The organism is Trebonia sp. (genome assembly GCF_049794275.1).
Taxonomy (GTDB): Bacteria; Actinomycetota; Actinomycetes; order Streptosporangiales; family Streptosporangiaceae; genus Trebonia.
The window spans coordinates 1-10231 of record NZ_JBARCR010000029.1 but is presented as its reverse complement, the minus strand read 5'-3'; the positions used below and the strand labels follow the sequence as shown (position 1 = coordinate 10231).

Sequence of the window (10231 nt, the reverse complement as noted above, 5' to 3'; positions counted from 1 at the left end):
GCGCGGGTGTGGTCGCGGGGGTGCACCCGGACCGGGTGATGCCTGGCGCGGATCCGTCCCGCGGGCTCGTTGTCACCGGGACAGTCGAGGCCGCGCGGCCGAGCGGGGCCGGCTGGGAGGCCGACCTGCGCGCCGGCGACGCGTCGTTCACCTGCCGCCTGCCCGACCGGCCCGACTCGGCACAGGTGTCGGTGACGCTCCTCGACCCCCCGCTCTTCGCCCCGGACGGCTCGCTGATCCCCGCCGCGGCAGGCGTCTCACCGCCCGTCTAGCGGACGGCGCAACCAGTGCGCGGGCGCCAGCGCCCCGCCAACCCGTGATGGTCTGCTCCCATACGTGGGCGACCCTCGCAGGCTGATAACAGCAAGAAGCGGTGGAGCCGCGGAGTCATTACGGGCCCGTTCGGGATAAAGCTGTTAACCCTCAGCGGCGGAGACCGTCAGCTTCGTGCTGTGGTAGGCGGCGCGGCAGGCCAGGTCGGGGCTGTAGCGGTCGATGATCTGCCGGACGCGGCGGGCCGCCAGCGGGCCGAGCAGGTCGTAGCAGGCGATGAACAGCTCACGGGCCGCGGCGCGCGGCCAGGCCGGCGGCAACAGCTCGTCGGGCAGGTCAGGGTCCATGGCGGGGAACGCGCGCCACTCGTCCATCACCCGGGTGCGGGCGACCAGGGCGTCCATCGGGGTGATCTCGCCGGCCTCGGTCTGGTCCCGCAGCAGGCTGGCGAACGCGATGAACTCCTCGTACCGCTTGCTCAGCCCGGCCAGGTCCCAGGCGCGGGCGGGGATCTCCGACGCCTCACCGCCGGAGGGCACCGCGGAGGCACGGAAGGCGGTCGCGGTGCTGATCCCCAGCTCCTTCAGCCTCGCCATCACGTCGCTGGCGTGGTCCCGCGGCGCGACCCACATGCCGTCGTACAGCGGCGCGAAGCCGAGCCACCGCAGCGCCTTGCGCAGCTCGTCACGGACCGCCCGGTGGTCCTCGGGGATGGAGAACGCGACAAGCGACCACTGCCCGTCCCACGGCGCGGCGCTGCCCCCGAAGGAGAAGATGCGCCGCGCGCCGTCGTCGAGCACGTCGGCGGCGCGTGAGCTCAGCCGGACGAACGTCCGCCGCCCGGTCCGCGACGTCACCAGGAGCCCGTTGCGGGTCAGCCGGGACAGCGCGGCCCGGGCCGCCGAGTCGCTGACGCCGAACTCGGCGAGCAGCGCGACGATCACGGCCGACGGCAGCGGCTCCGTCCGCTGCCACCAGTAGTCGCCGAGCAGCGTGAGCAGCAGCCGGGGCGGCCGCTGCGCGACCGGGCCCGGCGCCGTCCACGGCTGGGGTACGTCGTCCTCGAAATCGCTGAGGTACACGGATGCGCTGGTCACTGGAAGCTCACTGAACGAGGATAACTTCGGGGGTTCGACGCCGAGGAATCGGAAGCAGTTATGCCACAGGATGTCCTGTAGCTCGGCGTCCGAAAGTCCCATCGAGCGCAGGGTCTTGGCAATCGGCTCCTCCCGGGTCATCGCCGGGAAGTCGGAGCCGACCAGCAGCCGGTCGGTACCGAGCATGTCGGCGAGGTACCTGATCGCGCGCCGGTCGAAGACCAGCGAGTCGTAGTAGAAGCGGCGGGCCAGCTCGGTCGGGGAGTGCTCGGCGAACCAGGGCTTGGCCTCGGGACGTTCGGACTCGGGCAGCGGCGGCTCCTCGTTCCAGGTGCGGCCCCAGAACCACTGGGCGCGAGTCAGCACCAGCGGGAGCCCCCCGGCGGCGTGGCTGAACGAGATCCGCAGGCCCGGGTACTTCTCCGCCACCCCGCCGGTGATGATCGCCGCCGCGCCGAGCGTGGCCTCCGCGCCGACGCCGAACGTCGCGACCGCGGCACCGGGCAGCCGCTCGGACGGCACCGGCATGCCGTGCACGAAGACGGCCGCGCCGATCCGGTCAACCTCGGCCCAGAACCCGTCGAACTGGGGCTCGTGCAGCGACTTCCCGTTGATGTTGGAGGCGATCTCGACGCCGGCCAGGCCGGTCTTCACAACCTCGGTCAGCTCGGCCGCCGCCATGTCCGGGTCCTGCAGCGGCACCGTGCCGAGGCCGTAGAACCGGGTGGGGAAGGCGGCGACCAGGCCCGCGATGTACTCGTTGGTGACCCGGCACAGCTCCCGGCCGACTTCGGCGGGGGCCCGGTAGTTCAGCAGCGCGGGGAACGGCGAGAGTACCTCCGCGTCGAGCCCGCTGGCCGCCGACGCCTCCAGGCGCCGCTCCGCGTCGAACCAGACCGCCTTGGCGGGGAACCGCATCAGGCCGTTGATGAGGAACTTGCCGCCGTCAACGTCCGGGTTCGGCTCGGTCGACGGCCAGCCGGCCGGGTCGCACCCGGCGGGCGCCGGGCCGAAGTCGGGCGGGAAGATGTGCGCGTGCGAGTCGATGATCGGCATGAGATTTCTCCCTGTTACCGGCTGGGGTTATCGGCCGGGCATGACCGCGACGTGGATGCCCTCTTCGCCGGGCACCTCGCCGGCCAGCAGCTTGATCGCGTGCTCGACGTCGTCCAGGCCGTACTTGTGCGTCTGCATCTTGTGCAGCGGGAACTTGCCGGACTCGATCAGCTTGATCGCGTTCTCGTAGCCGGCCGCGTCGACGGAGAACGCGCCCTTCACGGTCAGCGCCTTGTTGATGAGCATGTCGGTGACCAGCTCGATCGGCTTGTGGCCCTTCAGTCCCGCTAGCACGATCGTGCCGCCCCAGCGGACCGCTTCGATCGCGTCCCTGATCGGCTGCTGGGCCATCGGGGTGACGTCGAGCACCACGTCGACGCCGTCGCCGCCGGTCAGCTCGCGGACCCGCTCGACGGTGTTCTCTTCCTCCACGTTGATCGTGTAGTCCGCGCCGAACTCCTTCGCCAGCTCAAGCTTGTTCGCATCACGGGTCAGGCCGGTGGCGATGATCGTGCCCGCGCCGGCATACCGGGAGGCGAGGATGGCGGCGAGGCCGCGCTGGCCGGCGCCCATGACGAGCACGTTCGTGCCGAGGTGCACGCCGCCGTACTCCAGCGCCCAGCGCACGCCGGCGCCGAGGGGGTTGTACATGACGGCGATCTCGGCGGGAATGTCGCCGCGCATCGGGTGCACGATCGAGTTCGGGTGCAGGTCGATGTACTCGGCGTAGCCGCCGGTCAGCCGGCCCTGGCGCTCCGGCGGGTTGCCGCCGCCGTGGCTGCCGATCCTGTTGCGGCAGTTCATGTAGTTGCCCGCCAGGCACCGGGCGCAGGACCGGCAAGGGATCAGGATCTCCACCGCGACGCGGTCGCCGGCCTGCACGCCCCAGCGGGCGGCGGTCTCATCGGTGATCTCCTCGATGATGCCGAGCGGCTCGTGGCCGGGGATCATCGGCAGCCCGCGGGTGCCCATGGCGCCCTTGTACTGCTCGACGTCACTGCCGCAGATGCCGCAGGCCTCCACCCGCAGCAGGGCGCCGGTGTCGCCGCCGAGCACCGGGCGGGGGTACTCGCGCATCTCCATCTGCCGGGGGCCGGTCTGCACCACGGCGCGAACCATGTCAGCCAAGGGACGTACCTTTCTGGCCGCGTTCGGTCTGTCGTTGGGTCTGGCGACAGCGGCGGGCCAGGGGATTCCGGCGCTGGTCATAACCGCTTCCCCTGTCCCGCCGATCACGATATATGACACTTGGCGCGACGAGAAGCGCGTGATATGAAATCTAATGTCACGACAGCCGTGCGGGGCTTCGTCATGAGCACGGACACAAAATTTCCGGCTGCAAACAGTTACGGTCGCTAACGATCGCTCCCATCCGGAGGCGCCACATGAAGACCAGGGCTGCGGTGCTGCGCAAGGCGGGGACGCCGTGGGAGATCACCGAGCTCGAGCTGGACCCGCCCAAGGCGAACGAGGTGCTGATCCAGATGGAGGCGGCCGGCCTGTGCCACTCCGACGAGCACATCCGCTCGCGTGGCATGGCGCGGCTGCCGCTGGTCGGCGGGCATGAGGGCGCTGGCGTTGTGATGGAGACCGGCCCCGGTGTCACCAGGGTGAAGGTGGGCGACCGGGTCTCTTGCTCCTACATCCCGGTCTGCGGCAAGTGCCGCTATTGCTCCACCGGCAAGCAGAACCTGTGCGACGCCGGCAAGTGGGCCGGCGTCGGCTGCCTGCAGGACGAGACGTTCCGGTTCCACCAGAACGGCGAGGACTTCGGCGGCATGTGCGTGGTCGGCTCGTTCGCCGAGTACTCGGTGCTGTCGGAGTGGTCCTGCGTGAAGATCGAGGACTATGTCCCTATGGAGCTTGCGGCGCTGGTGAGCTGCGGCGTGACCACCGGGTTCTGCTCGGCGGTGTACGCCGGCGACGTGCGGGTCGGTGACGTCGTGGTGGTCTTCGGCACCGGCGGCGTCGGCATGAACGCAGTGCAGGGCGCCGCGTGGGCCGGCGCTAAGCACGTGTTCGCCATCGACCCGAGCGAGTGGAAGCAGCAGCAGGCGCTGCAGTTCGGCGCGACGCACGCGTTCGGCGACCCGGTCAAGGCGAAGGACGTGCTCATCGACCTGACCCGCGGCCAGCTCGCCGACACGGTGATCTGCACCGTGGGCGAGATGGACAACGACGTGGTCAAGGCCGCCGTGGACATGACGGGCAAGGCGGGCACGATCGTGATCACCGGCGTCGGGTACTACGAGATGGTGCTGCCCGGCGGCATCCTGATCGGGTATCACAGGAAGATACAGGGCTCGCTGTTCGGCGGCGCCAACCCGCTGTACGACATCCCGATGATCCTCAGCCTCTGGCACGAGGGCCACATCAAACTCAACGAGCTCATTACCAGGACCTATACGCTCGACGAAATTAATGAGGGGTATCAGGACCTTATGGATGGCAAGAACATCCGTGGCGTTGTCGTCCACCAGCACTAGATAATGAGCCACGGTAGTTAGGCAAGGAAAGGTCGAAGCCCCATGCCAAACGCGATCCTCGACCCGACCGGGTCCGTCAACAGCAAGGCCGCCACGGCGGCCGCCCCGCGGGCCCGCCGCCCGGCCAGCCTCAACGGCGCCCGGGTAGGACTGCTCATCAACACCAAGCAGAACGCGCGTCCCTTCCTCGAGGAGGTCGGCCGGCTGCTGACGGAGAAGTACGACGTCACGCTCACCGAGCGGACGAAGGTCAACTTCGCGGTGCCCGAGCCGGACGAGGTCATCAAGGAACTGGTGGCCGATAGCGACGTCGTCATCACCGGCGTGGGCGACTGCGGCTCGTGCAGCGCGGCCGCCGCTGCCGACGGCGTCGTGCTCGAGACGGCCGGCGTGCCGGTGGCCGCGATCATCACCGAGTCGTTCATCCCCACCGCCGACGCGATGGCCGCGTTGCGCGGCGCGCCTGGCTACAAGTACGCCACGACGGCGCACCCGGTCGCCGTGCTGACCGAAGACAAGGTCAAGGAGCGCGCGGCGCAGGTGCTCGACGACGTGGTCGCCCTGCTCACCGACTCATCGGGCAAGAATGACTGACGAGGCGCCTGAGGGTTCCGGGGCTCTGGGGGCGCCGGAGGCGCCCGACCCCGACGAAGCGCAGCGCGCGATCGAGTACTGCTACGACCAGGGCTGGTCCGACGGCCTGCCGCTGGTCCCGGTGTCCAGGCCGCTGCTCGACCGCTTCCTGGCCACCACGGACAAGGAGCCGGACGAGATCATCGGCTCCCTTGAGCAGGTCGGCCGGGACGTCGACGTCCGCACCGCCGCGATCAACGCCGCCATGGCCGGCTGCAAGCCGGAGTACTTCCCCGTCGTCCTGGCGGCGTTCGACGCGCTGATGCGCGAGCGCGCCGCGCGCGGCGGCGGCTTCCAGTCCACCAGCGGGCCTGCGCCGCTGATCGTGGTCAACGGCCCCATCAGGAAGGAACTCGGGTTCAACACCGCCGGCGGCGCGTTCGGGCCCGGGTTCCGGCCGAACATGACGATCCCGCGCGCGGTCGGCCTCATCGTCCGCAACGCGTTCGGCATCCACCCGCACGTGCTGGAGCAGGCCACCCAGGGCGTGCCCGGCCGGTGGTCGATCTGCGTCGCGGAGAACGAGGAAGAATCCCCCTGGGAGCCGTTCGCCGAGAATGGCGGCGCGGGTGGCGGCGTCTCGGCCGTGTCCGCCACGCTCACCCGCACCATGGAGTTCGTCGACAACAGGCACACCCCCGACCACGAGGACGTGCTGCGTGACCTCCAGGACACGATCGGCCGGATCGGCTCGCTGATCTTCCCGCAGACCTCCGTCGCGCTCGTGCTCTGCCCCGAGCACGCGCAGATGTTCGCCGCGGCGGGCATGTCCAAGGCCGACGTGCAGAACTGGCTCATCGAGCGCTCCGGCCGCACCGGCCGTGAGTTCCGGCTGATGGGCAAGGAGAGCGTCGCGACCAAGACGTTCCACGGCCCGTTCGAGGGCGACGACGCGTTCCACGCGATCCTGTCCGGCCCCCGGCAGATCCCGGTCATCGTCGCCGGAGCGAAAAACGCCGCCATTTCCATGGTGGTGCGGATTTTCGGTGAATGGTCCGGTACAGCAGTGCCGGTAGTGGAGAAGAAATGAATTATTCGGAACGTACCGCTGCTCTCGCCTCGACGCTCGAGGCCGACGGGTATCACCTGGCGATCGAGGAGCTGGATTCCCGCCTCGCGGTCACGATCACCGCCGGCCCGGACGCCTGCGAGGACTGCCTGGTGCCCAAGGACCTGATGCGCGGCATCCTGTCCCAGCAGCTCGGCATCGACGGCGGCATGATCGACATCGCCTACCCGGTCGACCTGCCGGGCTACTCAGGCTCGGCTGGGGCACATTGACCACGCGGGTCGCGCTGATCACCGGCTGCGGCAAGCGGGACGGGATGGGGCGCGCCATCGCGAACACGCTCGCCGCGTCCGGCGTCGCCGTGGTGGTCACCGACAAGCAGCCGACCGGGGTGCTGAACCGCCGCCAGGAGGTCGTCGGCGGCGCCGATGAGTCCTGGGGCGGGGTCGATTCCCTGGTGGAGGAGATCACCGGTCTCGGCGGCACGGCGATGTCGCAGCTCGGCGATATCTCGGTGGCCGAGGACGCCCAGCGCATGGTCGATACGGCGGCCGCCTGGCGGGGACGGCTCGACATCCTCGTCAACGTCGCGGGGGCGCCGCAAGGCCTGGACAGGCAGGACATCGAGGACGTGCCGATCGAGGCGTTCGACCGGCAGATCGCGGTGAACCTGCGGGGCACATTCCTGATGTCGCGGTTCGCAGTGCCGCACATGCGGGCGCAGCGCTGGGGCCGGATCATCAACATCTCGTCGCAGGCCGGGCAGGTCGCGGCGGCCATGTCCACCGCGTACTCCGCGTCCAAGGCAGGCATCCTCGGATTCACCAGGGCGCTGTCCGCGGACGTGGCCCCGTGGGGGATCACGGTCAACGCGATCGCTCCCGGCATGGTGGCGACGTCGCGCGCGATGCTGTCCCTCGACCCGAACGTCAACGTGGACGCGGAGATCAAGCGCCGCGGGTCGAGGCTCGCGGTCGGCCGGTCCGGGTACCCGGAGGACATCGCGGCCGCGGTCGCCTACCTCGCCTCGGACGGCGCGGGCTACATGACCGGCCAGACCCTGGTGCTTGACGGCGGCGGGTCCGGGTCTATGTTCGCGAAGAAGCCGCCGGGGGCGGAGAATCACGCGGGGAGGGGATGACCATGGCGCCGAGGACCACGCCGCCGTTCCGTGCCGATCACGTCGGGAGCCTGCTGCGCCCCGCGGAGCTGCACGCCGCGCGGGCGGACCGGGCGGCTGGGCGCATCACCGCCGAGGAGCTGCGCGCGGTCGAGGACGAGGCCATCAGGGACGCCGTCGCGCTGCAGCAGCTGGTGGGGCTGAGGTCGGTGACGGACGGGGAGTTCCGGCGCGCGACCTGGCACATGGACTTCATCTACCAGATCGGGGGGATCGACCGGGCGCCGGGCACGCTGCTGTCCACCTTCCACAACGAGGAAGGGGACATCACCTTCACGCCGGACGCGATCCAGGTGACGCGGCCGCTGTCGGTGGACAAGACGATCTTCGGCGAGGACTTCGCGTTCCTCCAGTCGATCGCAGGAGACTCGGTCCCCAAGCTGACCATTCCGGCGCCGTCGATGGTGCATTACCGGTCGGGCATCAGGGCCGTCGTCACCGAGGACATCTACCCCGACGTCGAGTCGTTCTGGTCCGACCTGGGCGCCGCCTACAACGCTGAGGTCCAGCGGCTGGCCGCCCAGGGCTGCCGGTACCTCCAGCTCGACGACACGTCGCTGGCCTACGTGAACGACCCGTCGCAGCGCGAGTACATCGCCGCGCGCGGCGAGGACGCCGAGCGCATCCATCTCCAGTACATCAGCCTGACCAACGCGGCGGTGGCCGGGCGGCCCGCCGACATGGCGATCACCACGCACCTGTGCCGCGGCAACTTCCAGTCCTCGTGGGTGGCGTCCGGCGGCTACGACTTCGTGGCCGAGGCGCTGTTCAACGAGCTCGACGTGGACGGCTTCTTCCTCGAATTCGACGATGAGCGGTCCGGCGGGTTCGAGCCGCTGCGTTTCGTGCCGCCTGGCAAGCAAGTGGTGCTGGGCCTGGTCACCACGAAGCGCCCGGAGCGCGAATCCGCGGACGACCTCAAGCGCCGCATCGACGAAGCGGCGAAATACGTGCCGCTCGACCAGCTCTGCCTGTCCGGCCAGTGCGGCTTCGCCTCGACGGCGGAGGGCAACGCGCTGACACTGGACGACGAGAAGGCGAAGCTCAGCCTCATCGTCGACGTAGCCCAAGACGTCTGGGGTTAAGCAAGGCCACTGCCAACCCGAAGGTGGTCGATGGCCCATCGTCCCCTCTCTTTGGTGGTCGATGGCCCATCGACCCCATTGACCTTGGTGGTGCACCACTGATAACAGCAAGAAGCGGCTAGACGTCGGTACAACAATTTCATCACGCTGATAACAGCAAGAAGCGGGCGCGCGGGGACGCTTACTTGGGCCGCGCTGACGGGGTGCGCCACGGGGCCGGGCGGGTGGCCACGGCCATGGCGGCCGCGGCGGTCACCGCCAGCAGGGACAGCGCCAGCGCCAGGGCCGATACCGGGCTCACGTAGAGCGTCAGGCTGGCGCCCGCCAGGGCGCCGGCCAGCATTGTGCCGATGGCCAGCAGGCGGCGGACCAGGTCGGACTTGGCCGTGGCGTGGGTGTCGCCGGCCCGCAGGACGGCGCGGAGGTCGGCGCCGATGCCAGTGAGGGTCATCGTGAGGACCGTGGTGGTCAGGTCGGGGACGGCCAGCTTGCGGGCGACCGCGTTCTGGATGCCCATGGCGGCCGCGAGCACGGCGGCCAGCGCATCGGTGATGGCGAGGCCAAAGGCGCCGCCGATGATGTGCGTGGTGCCGTGGGAGACGCCAGGATCGCCGGATAGTGCCGCGAGCACAAGGGCAACGGCGGCCAAGGCGACCTCGGCCGCCGTGCCGGCGCGCAGCAGGGCGGCGCGGTCGCTGCCGACGCGGGTGATCACGGCGCCCCCGGCGGCGGCGCCGACGAGGAAGCCGGCCAGGGCGAAGAGCGATGCGCCGAGCGAGAAGCCGGGGGCGCCCACGATCGCGAAGCCGGCGAACACCACGTTCCCCGTCATGTTCGCGACGAAGACCCGGCCGAGCGCCAGGATCGAGATTGAGTCCACGACACCGGTGACGACGGTCAGGATCAGCAGCAGGGCCGGGAGCGGCCCGTATGCGGGGTGGGCGACGAGGGAGCGCGGGAATCCGGGCGCCCGGGGCGCCGGGGGCCCTGCCTGGGCTGGGGTGCTGTCGCTGGTGCTGGTCATCGTGACCTCCCGCGTCTAACGTGTCATACACGCCAGACCTGCGGGCGGCCCTCCGGCCATCTCAGCAGGTTGACAGATGTCCATGATCACGCCGATCCCCACCGCTAATCACTACGCTGTCGCCAACCACGTAAACGGCGTGTAAAGGAGCTTTGTGGCAACCCACAAGGGCAACGCACGGCCGGACGTGGACGGATACAACCGCTCACGCGAACCGGGAGACCTGGAATGTTCCTCCTTGCAGGCACACCGAGCGAGTGAGAGTATCCAAGACAAATCTTCAGACGCTCGACTCAGCATTTGTCACATGCCGGCGTACAAATAATCACGAGTAGGTGAATGCCGTGGGATATCGGCTTCTGTCAGTGCGGACCGCCTGCATCGCTGG

At 69.5% G+C, this 10231-nt stretch carries 10 protein-coding genes; 7 read left to right on the top strand and 3 right to left on the bottom strand.

Features of this window, described 5'->3' with window-relative positions; translation table 11 throughout:
• Positions 1-272, top strand: a 272-nt coding sequence (locus WA805_RS00745) for a hypothetical protein (protein ID WP_425241406.1), incomplete at its 5' end; no start/stop codon positions are given.
• Positions 273-416: 144 nt separating this feature from the next.
• Here WA805_RS00745 and WA805_RS00740 read toward each other — a convergent pair.
• Both WA805_RS00740 and WA805_RS00735 read right to left on the bottom strand, forming a co-directional pair.
• Positions 417-2426 (bottom strand): amidohydrolase family protein, encoded by a 2010-nt coding sequence (locus WA805_RS00740; protein WP_424564332.1) that lies wholly within the window; start codon positions 2424-2426, stop codon positions 417-419.
• A 27-nt stretch (positions 2427-2453) separates the two neighbouring features.
• Positions 2454-3545, bottom strand: coding sequence for a zinc-dependent alcohol dehydrogenase (locus WA805_RS00735; RefSeq protein WP_422284221.1), 1092 nt, complete (start codon positions 3543-3545; stop codon positions 2454-2456).
• A gap of 266 nt (positions 3546-3811) precedes the next feature.
• On the opposite strand from WA805_RS00735, the gene WA805_RS00730 reads away from it, so the two are divergent.
• Genes WA805_RS00730 through WA805_RS00705 form a run of 6 tightly spaced genes read left to right on the top strand, consistent with a single transcriptional unit; the run spans position 3812 to position 8819 of the window.
• Positions 3812-4912, top strand: coding sequence for an NDMA-dependent alcohol dehydrogenase (locus WA805_RS00730; protein WP_425241405.1), 1101 nt, complete (start codon positions 3812-3814; stop codon positions 4910-4912).
• 42 nt (positions 4913-4954) lie between these two features.
• On the top strand, positions 4955-5506 hold the full coding sequence (locus tag WA805_RS00725; protein ID WP_422274180.1) for a UGSC family (seleno)protein: 552 nt from the start codon (positions 4955-4957) through the stop codon (positions 5504-5506).
• On the top strand, positions 5499-6575 hold the full coding sequence (locus tag WA805_RS00720) for a hypothetical protein (RefSeq protein WP_422284216.1): 1077 nt from the start codon (positions 5499-5501) through the stop codon (positions 6573-6575). Before WA805_RS00725 ends, WA805_RS00720 begins: the two co-directional genes overlap by 8 nt.
• The gene (locus WA805_RS00715; RefSeq protein ID WP_422274176.1) at positions 6572-6826 is read left to right on the top strand and encodes a hypothetical protein; all 255 of its coding nucleotides are present in this window, start codon (positions 6572-6574) and stop codon (positions 6824-6826) included. The genes WA805_RS00720 and WA805_RS00715 overlap by 4 nt, the downstream gene beginning before the upstream one ends.
• Positions 6823-7695 carry an SDR family NAD(P)-dependent oxidoreductase gene (locus WA805_RS00710; RefSeq protein WP_422284215.1) on the top strand — a complete coding sequence of 291 codons (873 nt, stop codon included), beginning with the start codon at positions 6823-6825 and terminating at the stop codon, positions 7693-7695. Before WA805_RS00715 ends, WA805_RS00710 begins: the two co-directional genes overlap by 4 nt.
• 2 nt (positions 7696-7697) lie before the next feature.
• The gene (locus tag WA805_RS00705; RefSeq protein WP_425241404.1) at positions 7698-8819 is read left to right on the top strand and encodes a 5-methyltetrahydropteroyltriglutamate--homocysteine S-methyltransferase; all 1122 of its coding nucleotides are present in this window, start codon (positions 7698-7700) and stop codon (positions 8817-8819) included.
• A gap of 181 nt (positions 8820-9000) precedes the next feature.
• On the opposite strand, the gene WA805_RS00700 is transcribed toward WA805_RS00705, so the two are convergent.
• A complete protein-coding gene (locus WA805_RS00700) occupies positions 9001-9843 on the bottom strand; it encodes a DUF1275 family protein (RefSeq protein WP_425241403.1) in 843 nt (280 codons plus the stop codon).
• Positions 9844-10231 lie beyond the last annotated feature (388 nt).

Coding starts and splice junctions, on each gene's coding strand:
- WA805_RS00700 (WP_425241403.1), bottom strand. CDS start 9,843: ATGACCAGCACCAGCGACAGCACCCCAGCCCAGGCAGGGCCCCCGGCG.
- WA805_RS00730 (WP_425241405.1), top strand. CDS start 3,812: ATGAAGACCAGGGCTGCGGTGCTGCGCAAGGCGGGGACGCCGTGGGAG.
- WA805_RS00735 (WP_422284221.1), bottom strand. CDS start 3,545: ATGGTTCGCGCCGTGGTGCAGACCGGCCCCCGGCAGATGGAGATGCGC.
- WA805_RS00725 (WP_422274180.1), top strand. CDS start 4,955: ATGCCAAACGCGATCCTCGACCCGACCGGGTCCGTCAACAGCAAGGCC.
- WA805_RS00705 (WP_425241404.1), top strand. CDS start 7,698: ATGGCGCCGAGGACCACGCCGCCGTTCCGTGCCGATCACGTCGGGAGC.
- WA805_RS00740 (WP_424564332.1), bottom strand. CDS start 2,426: ATGCCGATCATCGACTCGCACGCGCACATCTTCCCGCCCGACTTCGGC.
- WA805_RS00720 (WP_422284216.1), top strand. CDS start 5,499: ATGACTGACGAGGCGCCTGAGGGTTCCGGGGCTCTGGGGGCGCCGGAG.
- WA805_RS00715 (WP_422274176.1), top strand. CDS start 6,572: ATGAATTATTCGGAACGTACCGCTGCTCTCGCCTCGACGCTCGAGGCC.